At 42.1% G+C, this 16,894-nt stretch carries 12 protein-coding genes; 6 read left to right on the top strand and 6 right to left on the bottom strand.

What is annotated here, in order from left to right:
* Positions 1-209 precede the first annotated feature (209 nt).
* From ACIQXP_RS10125 to ACIQXP_RS10150, 6 genes are all read left to right on the top strand, one after another.
* Positions 210-2,636 (top strand): TonB-dependent receptor, encoded by a 2,427-nt coding sequence (locus tag ACIQXP_RS10125; protein WP_387505462.1) that lies wholly within the window; start codon positions 210-212, stop codon positions 2,634-2,636.
* Between the two features lie 10 nt (positions 2,637-2,646).
* Positions 2,647-5,754, top strand: coding sequence for a lantibiotic dehydratase (locus ACIQXP_RS10130; protein WP_387505461.1), 3,108 nt, complete (start codon positions 2,647-2,649; stop codon positions 5,752-5,754).
* Complete coding sequence (locus ACIQXP_RS10135; protein WP_387505460.1) at positions 5,751-6,995, top strand: lanthionine synthetase LanC family protein; 1,245 nt, start codon at positions 5,751-5,753, stop codon at positions 6,993-6,995. The genes ACIQXP_RS10130 and ACIQXP_RS10135 overlap by 4 nt, the downstream gene beginning before the upstream one ends.
* Positions 6,996-7,007: 12 nt before the next feature.
* A complete protein-coding gene (locus ACIQXP_RS10140; RefSeq protein ID WP_293745105.1) occupies positions 7,008-7,961 on the top strand; it encodes an LLM class flavin-dependent oxidoreductase in 954 nt (317 codons plus the stop codon).
* Between the two features lie 15 nt (positions 7,962-7,976).
* A complete protein-coding gene (locus ACIQXP_RS10145; RefSeq protein ID WP_293745106.1) occupies positions 7,977-10,181 on the top strand; it encodes a peptidase domain-containing ABC transporter in 2,205 nt (734 codons plus the stop codon).
* A 214-nt stretch (positions 10,182-10,395) separates the two neighbouring features.
* On the top strand, positions 10,396-10,764 hold the full coding sequence (locus ACIQXP_RS10150) for a hypothetical protein (protein ID WP_145858421.1): 369 nt from the start codon (positions 10,396-10,398) through the stop codon (positions 10,762-10,764).
* Positions 10,765-10,809: 45 nt separating this feature from the next.
* Here the strand turns inward: ACIQXP_RS10150 and moeB are convergent, their stop codons facing one another.
* The 6 genes from moeB to thiC are packed head-to-tail and all read right to left on the bottom strand — an operon-like array spanning position 10,810 to position 16,869.
* The gene (moeB, locus tag ACIQXP_RS10155; protein ID WP_387505459.1) at positions 10,810-11,847 is read right to left on the bottom strand and encodes a molybdopterin-synthase adenylyltransferase MoeB; all 1,038 of its coding nucleotides are present in this window, start codon (positions 11,845-11,847) and stop codon (positions 10,810-10,812) included.
* Positions 11,841-12,965, bottom strand: coding sequence for a 2-iminoacetate synthase ThiH (gene thiH / locus ACIQXP_RS10160; RefSeq protein WP_293745109.1), 1,125 nt, complete (start codon positions 12,963-12,965; stop codon positions 11,841-11,843). Before thiH ends, moeB begins: the two co-directional genes overlap by 7 nt.
* Positions 12,952-13,722 (bottom strand): thiazole synthase, encoded by a 771-nt coding sequence (locus ACIQXP_RS10165; protein WP_387505458.1) that lies wholly within the window; start codon positions 13,720-13,722, stop codon positions 12,952-12,954. The genes thiH and ACIQXP_RS10165 overlap by 14 nt, the downstream gene beginning before the upstream one ends.
* 10 nt (positions 13,723-13,732) lie before the next feature.
* Positions 13,733-14,368 (bottom strand): thiamine phosphate synthase, encoded by a 636-nt coding sequence (locus ACIQXP_RS10170; RefSeq protein WP_387505457.1) that lies wholly within the window; start codon positions 14,366-14,368, stop codon positions 13,733-13,735.
* A 23-nt stretch (positions 14,369-14,391) separates the two neighbouring features.
* Positions 14,392-14,982: a thiamine phosphate synthase gene (locus ACIQXP_RS10175; RefSeq protein ID WP_387505456.1), complete on the bottom strand. Its 591-nt coding sequence runs from the start codon at positions 14,980-14,982 to the stop codon at positions 14,392-14,394.
* 3 nt (positions 14,983-14,985) lie between these two features.
* Positions 14,986-16,869: a phosphomethylpyrimidine synthase ThiC gene (gene thiC, locus ACIQXP_RS10180; RefSeq protein ID WP_387505455.1), complete on the bottom strand. Its 1,884-nt coding sequence runs from the start codon at positions 16,867-16,869 to the stop codon at positions 14,986-14,988.
* Positions 16,870-16,894: the final 25 nt, after the last annotated feature.

A 16,894-nucleotide genomic window follows, 5' to 3' on the forward strand; every position in this document is an offset into this window, starting at 1 on the left:
AGGTTCTACAGTTGTAATTGATATTCCGATTCTTTCTGCTGCAGAGGCTGAAGGCGGAAGCTGCGGTAAGCAATCCATTATTGCTTCAAAAACCTGTCCGGCTACAAGTACATGTAAATGTAGTTGCTAAATCAAGATACATTGCCGGTAAGTGCCGGCAATGTTTTACACCGCAGCAGATCTGAGTATGCTGCACAATACTAAAAGCCATGAAAACATATATCATATTCATACTCGTTTTTTTAAGTACAACTGTCTTTGCCAGCCATGCGAAAGCAGAAAGCATTGTTGCAGACAGTGTGAACTTAAAATTTACCGGTAAGGTAATCGATTCTGCTTCTAAAGAACCGCTCATTTACGCACAGGTAGTAATTAATGATGGCCCTAAAATAATAGCACAGGTACTTACCGATACTTTGGGGTGGTTCGAAGCGAAGATAAAGCCAGGCACCTATAGGGTTAAAATATTTTATATGGGTAGCGAAAACCAAATTTTTAACCTCGTGGCTGCTGATAATCCAATGCATGCATTAAGTAAGGTTTTTAACGTAAAAATAAACACCGAACTGTTGAAAGAGGTTTCTGTATATGCCAGGCGCAAAGTAATTGAAAACACTGCCGAGAAGATCGTTTATCATGTAGACCGTGATCCGATGGCAAAAAACAGGTCGCTCAGCGAAGTGATCAAAAAAGTTCCGTTGGTTACCGTCGATTTTAAAGGCGTTCCTTCTTTAAAGGGCAGTGAAAAAGTTCAGGTTCAGGTTAACGGGCGCTCAGTTACCGACTATGCCATTCCGGTTGACCAGGCCCTTAAAATGATTCCAACGGCTAATGTAGAAAGCGTAGAAGTGATTACCAGCCCCGGAGCGAGCAGCGATGGCGAGAGTCTGGCCGGTATCATCAACATTATAACCAAAAATACGCTTTCTTTGGGCGGAAATCTTACCGTGGGCGTAGAATCAACCATTGGTAAAAGTTATACCACCAAACCTACCTTAAATTTTACGTATGGCGTGGGCAAGGTAAACTTCTCGCTCAACGGAAGTTATACCAATTTTAAAACACTGGGTTTTAGCAGCCAGCTTTATTCGAGAAGTAATTTCTTACAAGCACAACAGGGAAATTTAGGTTACGAAGGCAATCCTATTTACTTAAATGGAGGACTATTTTATGAAATCAGCAAAAACCAATCGCTTAATGCAGGTTTTACAGCTTCAAATTCGCCATACACTTTTAACCAGAGCCTTCAAACCAATATCAATAATCAGGGAACAGTAAACATATTTAATCGTTTTTCCGACAATTCGGTTAAAGCCAACAGCTTATCAGCCAATCTTGATTATAAATTAAAATTCAATAAACCCGGAAAAGAATTTAACGTTGGTGCTTTGTTCACCGCAGGTAAACAGGACAACCTGAATAACAGCACCAACAATTATGTTTCAGGTAATGATATACCTTTTTTAAGAGAGTTAAGCATCAATAACAGCAATATCCGTACACTTATCCTACAGACTGATTATAAACTTCCTTTAGGTAAACATAAGCTGCAGGCGGGTATCAAGATTACTAACAGGCATTTCGATTCGCAGTATCAAAATGCCATGAGCAACCAGCTGAATGCGGAACCATCCATTTCCGACGAATATGCTTACAATCAGGGGGTTTATGCCGCATTTGGCCAGTTGCAGTTGATGTTGCCCAAAAAGTGGACCATGATAGGTGGTATGCGTTACGAAAGGACGCAGAACGATGCCAGGTTTATATCTAACCATAGTAGCGTAAACCAGGGATTTAATAGCTTTTTGCCTACTTATGTCATCGGAAGAAACCTAAAAAACGGCATGATCAGCCTTACTTACAGCTATAAGATTTCGAGGCCGGGCATTTCATACCTTAACCCCTTCCAGAATTTTGTAAATGCCAATACCGTATCGCAGGGTAATCCCGATCTACAGGCAGAACATAAAAATGGCCTAAACCTTGCCTTTTCGCATAATGCGGGCAAAGTTTACCTCTATGTTGATGCAAGTGCCGATTTCTGGTCGGATTATATTTTGCGTGTGAATCAGTTTGTTAACAATGTGAACCAGATTACCTATAAAAACATTGGCTCATACAGGCAGTTTGGTACTTCTGCAAACTTGAACCTGAGCATTACCAAGGCACTTGGTTTAAATGTTGGCGGTACCTTAAATCTCATCTCAACCAACGATGCGGCCTTTAATGCCACCTATAATGAGAAATTAAACTTTAACGCCAGTTTTATCGGTACTTACAATTTTAAAGGTGGTTATAATCTGCAAGCCGAGTATTACCTCTACTCGAAAAACTATTTTTTCCAAAGCAGGGTAGCACAACCCAATACCTCGGCGGTAAGCTTTAATAAATCTTTTATGAAAGATAAGATCAACCTGAGTGTGGGGATAATCAACCCATTGAACAATAAAATAGAGTATGATATGCTGAACATCAACGGCGGCCTTACTAACCAAAATATCCAAAGCGTTTATGGCAGGGGACTAACTTTCGGTTTTAGCTACCAGTTTGGTAATGATAAAGTAAATAAAAAGAGCAAAAGCAATATTAAAGATAACGATACCAAAGAAGGAAGCACTAATCCGATTGGTTTTTAAATAACAGACGATGAAAAGGGACGCGCTTAACCAACAATACCAGTTCTTGCCTAACCTGATGCTTAGGTTTCCATCTTACCACAGCGAGGGCGAGATAACCAAAGAAATGATCAGGGAATTTATCAAGGATGATTTCTTTATGGAAGCCTTGTGGATCGCCTCCAGGGATTTGTATGAGGCAGTACTTCGCATTGATACGATCACCGATCCGAAAAAACTCGAAAAGATCGAAGTAGCCTTATCCAAATATATCAACCGTACCAAAAACCGGGCAACACCTTTTGGTCTGTTTGCCGGATGCGCACCCGTAACCTGGGCAACAGATACGAAGTTGGAACTGGGTGCCATCAATAAACACACCCGCCTGGATATGGGGGTACTCTGCACCATTTTCCGTTATCTGCTTAAGAATGAGCGGATCAAAAAATCTTTGAGTTACAGCGTAAACAAAACCCTTTATGATATCGATGGAAACTATAGGATGGTTGATTACAAAACCCTGGGCTACCGGAAATATACTGTATCGTCTGTTAGCGGATCTGAATATCTGGAGGGAATTATTAATTTCTGTAAAGAAACAAAACCCTACCCTGCCATTGCTGCCTTTATTGCAGAAGCCTTTGAGGTAGAGGTTGAAGAAGCCAGTTTATTTTTGGATGAACTGATTGATGGGCAGGTTTTATGGAGCGATCTGGAACCGAGGGTTAGCGGTCCTGATTTTCTCGACCAGATTATTGAAAGTCTGGCGGATGTATTAACAGCAGATGTAGATCACGATGATGCCTTAACCTATCTTTTGGCCTTCAAAAAAATTAAGTCAGTTTTGGCGGATACAGGAAGTATTATCCACAAAAAGGAAGAAATATCGGGCATACTACATCAGCTTAACATTGAGTTTAACAGCGAAAGTATGTTTCAGGTTGATCTTTACAAAGACGGTTCGGAACAAACGTTAAGTAATAGTTATGCTGATAAATTGATTGAGGCCGTCCAATTTCTGAGCCAGCTTACGCCAAAACATAACAACAAAGACTTGCAAGCCTTTAAAAACCGTTTTGCCGACCGTTATGATGAACAGGAAATCCCTCTGTTACAGGCTCTGGATCCCGAATCGGGCCTGGGCTACGCAGCCAATACACACCTGGCGGGCGAGGCGCCATTGGTACATCGCATGGTTTTCTCATCAGGCGCCACCAGTGAGATCAGGGAGACCCAATATACCGAATTTAGCAAATGGTTGATCGGTTATTTAACCAGCAACCCTTTAAGTAAAGAAATCTGTCTTGATCAACATGATCTGGGTAACCTTAATATCAATCCTAGTGATTTGCCTCCAAGCTTCTCTATCATTTTCAGGCTTAACGGGGGAGAAGAAGACCAGGTTTATCTGGAGCATTGCGGCTGGCCAACCGGTGCCTGTATGATCGGGAGGTTTGGCTATGGCGATCAGAAATTTGAACAGATCCTGCAGGATATCAATACCGTAGAAAATGCTTATTACGAAGGCGCAGTAGTGGCCGAAGTAGCACATCTGCCTGAAGACCGCCACGGTAATATTGCCTCAAGGCCAAAATTCAGGAATTATCAGATCCCTGTGCTGGCCGGAAGCGGATCGGATGAAAGCGAGATCAGCCTTAACGATCTCATGGTTTCAGTGCGCAACGGGCAGCTTTATTTAAGGAGCAAACGGCTCAACAAAGCCGTGATACCGCGTTTGAGCAATGCCCATAATTACGGCATGAATGCCTTGCCTGTGTATCATTTCCTTGGAGATTTACAAGGTGACGACCATAAATACTGGCTGGGCTTAAACTTAGAGGTGCTGCCAAAATTGGGCATTTGTAAGATCCCAAGGATCAAATACAAGGAAGTGATCCTCTCGTTAGCTTCCTGGTATCTTCAGGCAGAAGATATTAAAGAGATTTTAACTGTAAATGCTCCTGATCATGATAAAAAGGTTAAAAAATTCTTTGAGAAATGGCAACTGCCCCAGGTTTTCATTTTTGCTGATGAGGATAATGAGCTTTTGGTTCACCAGGAAAATCGCATAGAAGTGCTGGCCTGGCTATCAGCCTGCAAAAAGCGAAGCCAAATCGTCTTAAAAGAATATCTGCCGGTGAGTAACACCTTGTTAAAAGATGCAGATGCAAAGGCGGTTAATAATCAGTTTGTTGCCCTGTTAATCAGAAAAGATGATAAAAAAAGGGCAAAGCCCGTATTTAATGCAAACCAGCAGAATGATCAGGAAGTGAAAAGACAGTATTTTCCAGGAGAGGAGTGGCTTTACGTCAAAATTTATAGCGGCATAAAAACAGCCGATCAACTGATTGGCAACGAATTGCTTGATCTGGCAAAGCAATTGGTAAATACCGGGTTGATAGACCAATGGTTCTTCATCAGGTATGCAGATCCCGAGCCACATTTAAGGTTCAGGGTGCATGTAACCACGCTGGATGGATTAGGAACCGTAATGCGCGAGATCAATAAAACTTTTGAGAAACTATCTGAAACTGGTTTGATATGGAAAATGCAGTTTGATACCTACGAACGCGAAATAGAACGTTATACTGCTGGTGGAATTGCTTTGAGCGAACAGTTGTTCTATTATGATAGTTTAGCCGTATCAAGCTTTCTATCCCGCCGCGATATGGTAGAGAACTTTGAACAGTTGCGCTGGCTATGGGGCATCCGATCAATCGACAGCCTGCTTAACGATTTTGAGTTTTCGCTTGCCGATAAGCTAAAAGTGATGGAAATACTTTCCGCTTCTTTTCATCAGGAATTTAATTCTGATGCTTTGCTAATCAAACAGCTATCGCAAAAATATAGGTTCAGCAAAGAACTGATCGCCAAACACCTCGATGCAGGCAACGACTTTTCAGGCTCAGACCTCTTACAGTACCGCAGTTTCGAAATCATTCCACTGGCACGGACCATCAGGGAGAAAATAGCGGATGGATCTATTAACCAGGATTTAAATAGCTTGTTGATCAGCTACATCCACATGAATATGAACCGCCTGTTCAAAACCAAGCACCGTGTACATGAGCTGGTGGTATACGACTTTCTTTTAATGTATTATAAATCAACTTTTCATCGTCAAAAAACCGGAATATGAACACTTTAGAAGTAGAAACCACCATCAATACCCGTATAAGAGTGGTATATGAGCAGATTAAACACCTACTGCACCATCAGGAAAATCAGGCCGATTTTATTACCAACGGTAACTTATTTAATGGCTACGCAGGGATCGTTTATTATTATTTCAGTCTGTTGAAAGCTTTCCCTGAAGGCGAAACCAACGCTTACATTGCGCTCGAAAAGCTGATCGAATCATACAACTCGCAGGAAAATATGGCGAGTAAATACATGACTTTCTGCAGTGGCTTATCTGGCTTTTATTTCCTGATCCAAAAACTGGTAGAACAGGAATATCTTGATGAACTGTTCCTTGAAGACGTGTTGCCTATCAATGAACTTATTTTTGAAGATACCCAGCGTTTGCTCAAAGACGAAAACACCGATTTTCTGCATGGTGCAGGCGGACAGATGCTTTATCTTTTTAACTGCAAAAACGATCCTAACCGCGAAACATATCTCAATATTCTTGTGGATGGGCTCCTTAAATTTGCCATCATTGACGAAAAAGGAATGCGTTTTCCAAATAGCACAGTAAAAGAATTTCAGAATACAGATAATATCAATATGAGCCTTTCGCATGGGAATGCCGGCATTTTATTGGTGCTGTTGAATATTTTCAATGGAGGCATTGCAAAGGAAAAACTGGAAAAAGCCATTAAACTGGGGCTGGATTATTTTATCCACTACTACCATCCACGTAGCTCGGCTAACTTTTCGGCCTTCCCGCTTTTAGTTAACGAAGCCATGAACACACAGGAACTGCTTGATGGCGAGTTTTATGCCGAAAACTACAGTTGGTGTTATGGAGATTTGGCGGTAACCTGGCTATTGTACCAAAGCAGCATTGCGTTTGATGAGGTTGGCTACCGCGATCTTGCCGATGAGGTAGGCAAGGCAATGGCGCAAAGCATGATCAACGTACCACAATCAGGTATTAAGATCAACTCACATTTCTGTCATGGTACCTCGGGAATTGCCCTCTTTTTAAACCGCCTTTACCATTTCTCGGGCCTTCCGCTTTATAAGGAAGCTGCACAGATCTGGTTGGAAAGCACCCTGGATCACTTGGAAAACGACCTTAGCAAACCTGAGTTTATGAACAGGGAAGGTGCATTTGGCCTGTTGGAGGGTATAAGTGGGGCCATGTTTGTATTGACAGCTGCCGAACATGAAGATATTGCAGCAAACTGGACCGATATGTTTCTTTTATCTTAAATTTTAAAGATTATGGGTATCAACAAAATTGGATTGATGGATTTTGGTACAAGATCCAAAAAGATAGATAGCCTTTCGATCATCGAAAGTGTTATCGAAGATGCGGCTCTGGCCGAAAAACTGGGTTTTCACCGCCTGTGGTATGGAGAACATTTTATTACTTCGGCCAACTCGCCATGGTTTAGCCCCGATATGCTACTACCCCTTATTTGCGGAAATACCAATACCATCCGTGTAGGCATTGCAGGTGTACTGGCAGGATATACCTCACCAATCAGAACCGCTTCGAGCTATAAAATGCTTAATAACCTGTTTAATAACCGTATTGATTTGGGTTTTGCCAAAGGTACACCAGGGGGGAATTTTTTACCTTTTTTTAGTCAGCCTAAAATTGCCAGTCACGAAGAAGGGATACAGCATATCCAGAGTCAGATAGCAGCGATCAGCAGCCTGTTGAATGATGAGGACGAGCATGTTAAAAATGGTGTTATTCTGGCTCCCTATAGAGGCTCAGTTCCTTCACTGTGGAACCTCGGCGGTTCGCCTCACAGTTATCAGGCCAGTTTAAGCAACCAGCTCAATTGCTCCAGAACCCTTTTTCACAAAGGGGTAAACCTCGAACTGGGCCTCGACAATCTCAAGGCTTATCGGGAAGATTTCTACAAACAATTTGGCCGTTTACCTGAAGTGAATATTGCCCTTGCAGGTTTTACCAGTCCGAATAAGAGCAAAAGGGAGGAAGTAATAGCGCTTTCCGAAGCAGAATTTGACTTTGTAGAACCTAAAACAAGACTTTGCTGCGAACCACATGAACTGTTCGATAAAATGTCGGCCTATGCGGAGATGTATGATGCAGATGAGGTCATATTTTTCGACATTGCCCGCGACCCAGATTACCGAAGAGAAAGCATGGCCTGGATGAGCGAAGTATTCGGTATGAAAAATAGACAACAATTAGTAGCCTAATTTAAAAATCTAACCATGTTTAAACTAAACTACAGACCATCGATTCCTATATACCGCCAGTTGGAAACAAAAGATTGCGGACCAACTTGTTTACGCATGGTATTAAGTTACTACGGTAAGTCTTATACTTTAAATACCATCAGACAGGCTTGCAGGGTTAACCGTGATGGAAGTACCTTTCTAGGGCTTAAAGTAGCGGCAGAAAAATTTGGCATGAATGCAATATGTGTAAAACTGCATTACAACGACCTAGTCAATGCCGATATCTGGCCTGCCATTATCCATTGGAAAACCAACCACTTTGTGGTGCTTAAAAAACTAACCAACGACGAGGCTGTGATTATTGATCCGGCACAGGGAAAAGTTAAAATAAGCAGATCTGAATTTTTGGAGCATTGGAATGCTGTAGAGGAAAAAGGATATGCCCTTGTTTTAGAACCTGATGCTGATCTGGAACAATTGAATCAAGAAGAGCAGGAAGCACAAACAAATGTAAGTTTCTGGAAGCTCTTAGGATATTTGAAAAGGCACAAATCGTTGATTTTACAGTTATTGATCGGTTTAGTAGCCAGCTCGATATTGGAATTAAGTTTGCCCTTTCTAAGCAAATTGCTTATTGATAAGGGTATAAAACTCAAGGAAGTAAATGTTATTTACCTGGTACTCATTGGTCAGGTGGTGGTGTTTGCGTCCAAATCTTTTATCGAATTTGTACGCTCATGGATCTTATTGTTTGTGAGCGTGAGGGTAAACCTAAATATTTTGGTCAGCTTTTTTATCAAACTGTTAAACCTGCCTCTGTCTTTTTTCGAAACACGTAAACAAGGTGATGTAATGCAGCGCGTTAACGACCATACCCGGATAGAAAACTTTTTGACAAGCAATACCTTAACAACCGTATTCTCTTGTTTCAACATCTGTGTATTGAGTATTATCCTGTTTCACTTTAGTAGTCTCCTGTTCCTTATTTTTGCAGGAAGCAGCATTTTATATGTAGGCTGGGTATTTTTATTCTTCAATAAGCGAAGGCAGATCGATCAGAAAAGATTTGAGGTAAATTCTTCGGTACAGAGCAAAATTGTACAGCTTATCGAAGGCTTTCAGGATATTAAAATCAGCAACTCTGCTGATCAGAAAAGATGGGAATGGGAATCGCTCATTGTGAAAGAGTTTAAAGTTAGGGTTAAAGGACTCACCTATAACCAATATCAACAGGCAGGCTCGCTGATCATTACTGAAATGCGAAACATCGGGATTACTTTTGTAGCCGCATTTATGACCCTCAGGGGTGAAATTAGTTTGGGAAGCCTTTTCGCCATCCAGTTTATAGTAGGCCAGCTTATTGCGCCAATAGAATCGCTGATTTTCTTTTTGCAATCATATCAGGATACAAAAATGAGTTTAGAACGGTTAAATGAAATCCACGATATCCAGGATGAACAACCCGAAACGGCTACAAAGGTAAAAATAGATCAGCTGATTGGTGATATTTCAATCCAGAATCTGCAGTTCAGCTATCCTGGATTTGAGAATAAAGCCGTTTTCAATGGTTTGAGCCTGGTGATACCTAAAGGAAAAATAACGGCTATAGTTGGACTGAGTGGAAGTGGCAAGACCACCTTATTAAAGCTTTTACTCAAACTATACGATCCAACCGGTGGGATCATTCACATCGGAAAAGAGAAACTAAATGATTTAGATGTTGGACAGTGGCGAAACCTATGTGGCACAGTTTTACAGGATGGTTTTATCTTCTCAGATACTATTGCAAAAAATATCGCACTGGGTTTTGAAGAGATAAATGAAGAACGGTTGCATGATGCAATCAAAATGGCAAACATAGGTGATTTTGTGTACAATTTGCCAAAAGGTGTAGAAACTGAAATTGGTATTGGTGCAAATGGCATATCGCAGGGCCAAAGGCAGCGTTTGTTAATTGCCCGGGCAGTTTATAAAAACCCTGAATTGTTACTTTTTGATGAAGCGACAAATGCACTTGATTCGAACAACGAGCAGACTATTATGAATAACCTCAGGGATTTTTTTGACAACCGCACGGTTGTTATAGTGGCGCACCGGTTAAGTACCATCAAAAATGCCGATCAGATTTTTGTAATGGAGTACGGCAAGATATTGGAATCAGGAAACCATGATACTTTAATGAACAATAAAGGGCCTTATTTCAATTTAATCAATAATCAACTCGAAAAAATAAAATAATATGGAAATTCAGGATAAAATGAGTGCTGATATTAAGCATATACTTAACAAAAAACCTAAGGGTGTTATACGTTTTGGTTCTGGCATTATGCTAACAATAATCATAGTTTCAATCCTCATTTATTTCTTTAAAGAAGATATCAAAATATTAAGTATTTTTAACTATTTCAGTTACACTAAATAATTAATTCAAACATATCCAGAATTTAATATTATGCATAGATATATTGTTTACATCTTGAGCATAGCATTTTTAAGTGCTTGCTCTTATGGTACATACGAAATGAACAAAGGCCCACTTAATATTGCAGCTAAAGCCAGTTACAAAGTAACCTACAAAGTATTGGCCAGCAGCAGTGCTACGGTAACGTTTACCGATGAAAGTGGAAACCAAAAAACTTTAGAAAATATATCTGGTGAATGGGAAAAAAGCATTGAAATAAAATCCGGACAAAAGGTTCAGTTTACTGTCGATTCGAAAGATAAACAGCAGGCATCCGTTCTGGTAGATCAAAAGCCTGTTTCTGATATAGAAAAAACTAATAAAACCGCCCATTATAGCCTTAGTTTTGTATTACCATAGGCAGGGTTCAGTTAGCGGTTTGCAATTAAACAGCCAGCAATCCGATTAACCAGTAAATCCACCTTTCAATCCATATACTTCTCCCTGGTAATCTTCTTTCATTAACCGCACCGCCATTTCACTCCTTTGCCCGGTTTGGCAATAACACACTACTTTTTTGTTCTTTGGGATGCTTTTCAGGGATGATGTCAATTCATATAAGGAAATATTTACCCCACCCATATTGTTTTCCTCATGTTCATAATGTTCGCGTACATCGATCAGGAAAACTTCAGCAGGTGATTCAGAAAGCCATTGATCTAAAGTGGCTTTATCGATTTCTTTTGAGCTGCTCACCGGAGTTTCAGCCTTAACTATTTCGGTTTGTTTTCCCTGGGCGATTTTAAATACGAGTACCGTATTGTTCAATGCATTGATGGTCATTAATTTACCGGCTAACGTTTCGCCGATGCCGCAAATTAATTTAATCGCTTCGTTGGCCATATACAAACCAATTATTCCAGGCAAAACCCCAATCACGCCACCTTCTCCGCAATTCATGCTTTCGGCTGGCGGTGTTGGGTAAAGATCTCTGTAATTTGCACTTCCCAGGTGATTAAATACGGCAACCTGTCCTTCAAAAGCCAGGATGGAGCCGAATATCAGGGTTTTGCCCAAGGTTACACAGGTATCGTTTACGAGGTAACGCGTATTAAAGTTATCAGAACAATCCATTACCAGATCATATTCCTGGCAGATTGATATTGCATTATTGGGGGTAAAACGCTTGTGATAAGCTGTAAAGCTGATGTGGGGATTGAGCACTGCAAGTTTCGCACTGGCTACCTTTGCTTTCGGCTGGCCAATATCAGTATGGTTATACAAAATCTGCCGGTGCAGGTTGCTTAGCTCCACCACGTCATCATCTACAATGCCTATTTTGCCCACGCCTGCTGCGGTGAGGTATTGTAATATCGGGCAACCCAGGCCACCCGCACCGATAATCAGTACTTTGGCCACTTTTAGCCGTTCCTGTCCCTCCAAGCCCAGTTCGGGCAAGATCATTTGCCGGTTGTAACGCTTTAATTCTGTTTTAGCTAACATGATTTATGGATTAAACTCCTATCCCAATCTTTCCAGATGGGTTCGTAACCTTGTTTTCTGATCATGGCGGCAATTTCCTGCGCCGAACGTTCATCAGATATTTCGAACTGCTCCAATGATTGTGGCGCTACTTCGTAACCACCTGGATTGGTTTTAGAGCCCGCACTAATGGCCGTGATCCCCAGTTTAATAATATGGTTTCTGAAATTTTCTGTTTCGCGGGTAGAGATAGACAGTTCCACTTCACTGTTAAATAAACGATAGGCACAGACCAGCTGTACCAGTTCCTTATCATTCATCACCACTTTAGGCTCCAAACCGCCACTAAATGGCCGCAATCTTGGAAAGGAGATACTGAATTTACTCTGCCAATACTGTTTTTCAAGGTATGATAGATGCAGGGCCGTAAAAAATGAATCAGTGCGCCAATCTTCCAGTCCGATGAGTACGCCCAGCCCCATTTTATGAATCCCGGCCTGCCCCAAGCGGTCAGGTGTTTCTAAGCGGTATAAAAAGTTAGCTTTTTTTCCTTTCGGGTGGTGTTTGCGGTAATCGTCCTGATGGTAGGTTTCCTGGTAAACCAACACTGTATTTAAGCCATGGGGAATAAGTATTTCATAATCTTCTACATCCAAAGGCTGTACCTCCATCGAAATATGGGCAAAATGTGGATTGATCAGATCCAGAACTTTTTTAAAATAATCGGTATGCACGGTTTGGTTGGCTTCACCTGTTACCAGCAATACATGGTCGTAGCCCATGTTCTTAATCACGGCTACTTCCTGCATAATTTCCATGGAGTTAAGCGTTCTCCTCCTTACCTTATTATCATAACTGAAACCACAATAGGTACAAATATTATTACACTCGTTGGAGAGATAAAGTGGAATATACATCTGAATTACCCGGCCAAAGCGGTCTAATGTTAAACGCTGGCTGATTTGCGCCATATCTTCGAGATAGGGTAATGCCGCCGGGGAAATCAACGCTTTAAAGTCTTCCAGTGTCCGTTGCTGGTTGTTTAGGGCGTTTTCTACATCTGCCGCCGTTTTGTCGTAAATACTGGCCTTGGTATTGTCCCAGTTGTAGTGCTCAAATACTTCGTTAAAACTCTTCATCTAAAAATGCGGTTAATGGACTGCTTGCTGCAGCTTCATGTTGCTGGCTGCCCAGTTTAGATTTAAAGGCCATTCTGCCGGCTTCAACAGCCAGTTTAAATGCCGTCGCCATATCGGCCGGGTTTTTGGCAATGGCAATCGCGGTATTCACCAAAACGGCATCTGCCCCTATTTCCATCGCTTTTGCGGCATCAGATGGTGCACCAATACCGGCATCTACAATTACCGGTACCCGGCTCTGGCTGATGATAATTTCTAAAAAATCGATTGTTCTCAAGCCCTTGTTGCTGCCGATTGGCGATCCTAATGGCATTACCGCTGCGGTTCCCACATCTTCTAGCCGTTTGCATAAAACGGGATCGGCATGGATGTATGGCAGTACTACAAAACCTAGTTTAACCAGTTCTTCTGTCGCTTTAAGCGTTTCAATAGGATCGGGCATGAGGTATTTAGGATCTGGGTGGATTTCCAGCTTGATCCAGTTGGTCTCTAAAGCTTCGCGTGCCAGTTGAGCAGCAAAAATGGCTTCTTTTGCATTGCGAACACCAGAAGTATTGGGTAATAAGTTAATATGGGGATATTTAAGGTGCTGGAGGATATCGTCGTCTTTGCCTATTAAATCAACGCGTTTAAGTGCTACCGTAACGAGTTCGGAGGCAGAGGCGATTAAAGCATCTTCCATCTCTTTTGCCGAAGAAAATTTTCCGGTACCGGTGAAGAGGCGCGAGTTAAAGGTTTGATCTGCTATGGTTAACATATTTAGGGGTTTAAAGCGGATGCATGGTGAATTTACTGATGATTTCTGCTAAAGCAGTTGAAGTTTGGACTTGATTGGTGAGTGCTGCCGAGATGGCAATTCCGTAAATTCCGGTTTTGAGTATAGCCGGAATATCTGCCGCTTCAATGCCACCAATGGCAATAATAGGTGTACTTATTCCGGCTTTACTTACTTTATCCATCAACTTCTGGTATCCTTCCAAACCTACAATAGGGCTTAAGTTTTCCTTTGTTCTCGTAAACCTGAAGGGGCCAAGGCCGATGTAGTCTGCTCCCTCCGCTACCCTTTGCCGGATGTGTTCGAAAGTATTCGCCGTACCTCCGATAATCTGGTGTTTGCCGATAATTTTTCTGGCCTCGGGAACAGGCATATCCTGCAAACCCAGGTGCACGCCATAACTATTTACGGCCTTTGCCAGGTGAGGATAATCATTGATGATCAGTTTGGCGCCATAGTTTTCACATAAAGCCTGCGCGGCTTTTGCAAAAGGTAGAATTTCTGCCTCCGTCTGGTTTTTAATACGGAGCTGGATCCATTTAACGCCGGCCTGGAGTACCTGCTCAATGGCATCGATATGGGTACCTGTTTTAGGGGCTTGCGATATATACTGTAGGGATGCTATCATATGGGGATGGTTAAATTTTTTGATTAAACCTCGCATTTCACCAAGGCTTTTTTAAAAGTGGTTATGGCTTGTGAAGGGTCATTCCAGATGCTGCCCAAAAGTGCAATGCCATCGAAATTCATTTCTTTAACCTGATCAATTTCAGTTAAACCGATGCCGCCAAGGGCAATGATTTTAGGTGCGGCCTGATGTTTTTCCAAGCGGAAGTGAGACGGAATCATGCTTTTATAACCCGGCTTGGAAAGGCTGTTAAACACCGGACCGAAAAAACTGTAATCGTATTGACCAACCTGTTCCATAGCTGTTAAGTGATGGATAGAGGTGCTATAGATGTTGTTTTCGGACAATGCTTCGTGATTTCTTTCCTTCCTGAAACTTTCAGTATGGTGGATTCTGTGAATATTATAATCGTTTGCCAACACATGGAAATGATGCAAAGCGATCTGCGGATGATATTCAGAAGAAATCCCTTCAATTATTTTCCGGTAATCGGCCTCGCAAGCATTTTCCTTACGCAGGTGAAAAACCTGTAAACCGGCTTCGAAAAGCTGATTCACAAGATCAATTTCTTCTTTAAAAATAGCTGGCTTGGCAATTACGATCAGTTCCATCATAGGCTAAGAATAAATTTCGCTTCCTTTTTCGGTAAACTCTTTCGATTTTTCTTCCATGCCTTTGGCCAAAGCTTCATCTGCGGCTACGCCTTGTTTTGAAGCATATTCTCGCACATCCTGTGTAATTTTCATCGAACAGAAGTTTGGTCCGCACATTGAGCAGAAATGCGCAATCTTGGCGCCTTCTGCCGGCAGGGTTTCATCATGGAATTCTTTAGCCGTGTCCGGATCAAGCGATAAATTAAACTGGTCTTCCCACCTGAACTCGAACCTGGCCTTGCTTAAAGCATTATCACGGTATTGCGCCCCGGGGTGTCCTTTGGCCAGATCGGCAGCATGTGCAGCAATTTTATAGGTAATTACACCATCTTTAACATCTTTTTTGTTGGGCAGGCCCAAATGTTCTTTAGGCGTAACGTAACAAAGCATGGCCGTTCCGTACCAGCCAATCATGGCGGCACCAATAGCAGATGTAATATGGTCATAACCTGGTGCAATATCGGTCGTTAGTGGTCCCAAGGTATAAAATGGCGCTTCAGCACAATGCTCAAGCTGTTTTTCCATATTGGCTTTAATCAGGTGCATGGGTACATGTCCGGGACCTTCAATAATGGTCTGAACGTCATGTTTCCAGGCAATTTTGGTCAGTTCGCCAAGGGTTTCGAGCTCCGAAAATTGCGCGGCATCATTTGCATCTGCAATACAGCCCGGCCTTAAACCATCACCTAGAGAGAAAGCTACATCGTAAGCTTTCATGATTTCACAGATTTCTTCAAAATGCGTGTACAGGAAGTTTTCCTTGTGATGCGCCAGGCACCATTTGGCCATGATCGATCCGCCACGCGAAACAATTCCGGTAATCCTTTTAGCCGTTAAGGGTACGTAGCGGAGCAGTACACCAGCATGGATGGTAAAATAATCAACCCCCTGCTCGGCCTGCTCGATTAAGGTATCGCGGAAAATTTCCCAGGTAAGGTCTTCCGCTTTCCCGTTTACTTTTTCCAGGGCCTGGTAAATGGGGACAGTACCGATCGGCACCGGCGAATTTCGGATAATCCATTCACGGGTTTCGTGGATATTTTTTCCTGTAGAAAGATCCATAATGGTATCGGCACCCCAACGGCAGGCCCAAACGGCTTTTTCTACTTCTTCTTCTATGGTTGAGGTAACCGCTGAATTGCCAATATTGGCATTGATTTTTACGAGGAAATTACGGCCGATAATCATCGGTTCCAACTCCGGGTGGTTAATGTTGCAAGGGATTACTGCACGTCCGGCAGCCACTTCATCACGCACAAATTCAGGCGTGATGTATTCTTTTGGGGTATTGGCACCAAAACTGTTTCCCTGATGCTGGTGGTTCATGACCTCGTGATGATTGCCCAATTGTGCATTCAATAATTCAATCTGTTGATTTTCCCTAATGGCAATGTATTCCATTTCGGCTGTTATGATGCCTTTTTTGGCATAATGCATCTGCGATACGTTGGCACCCGGCTGGGCTTTATAAGGTTTAGTAGTATAATTAAAACGCAAAGCATCCAGTTTATCATCTGCAAGGCGTTGTTGCCCGTAAGCAGAAGACAATTGATCAAGCTGCGTAACATCCTCCCTGCCCTTAATCCATTGTTCCCTTAGGCGTGGAAGCCCTTTCCGTACATCAATAACGGCATTTGGATCAGTGTAAGGGCCGCTGGTATCGTAAACCGTTACCGGTGGATTCGGTTCGGTTAAACCAAATCCATTGTGGATTTTGGTTTCCGTTAAGCTGATTTCGCGCATGGCCACCTGGATATTGTGGATTTTTCCAGGTACAAATATTTTGCGTGAAGCCGGAAATGGACTGCGGCTGATGACTTCCTGATCTGGTGTTTTTTCTTGTTTCATGTTGAATGTTTGAAGGAGAGAAGAA

Origin of the sequence: Pedobacter suwonensis (assembly GCF_044762335.1) — a bacterium.
Classification (GTDB): Bacteria; Bacteroidota; Bacteroidia; order Sphingobacteriales; family Sphingobacteriaceae; genus Pedobacter.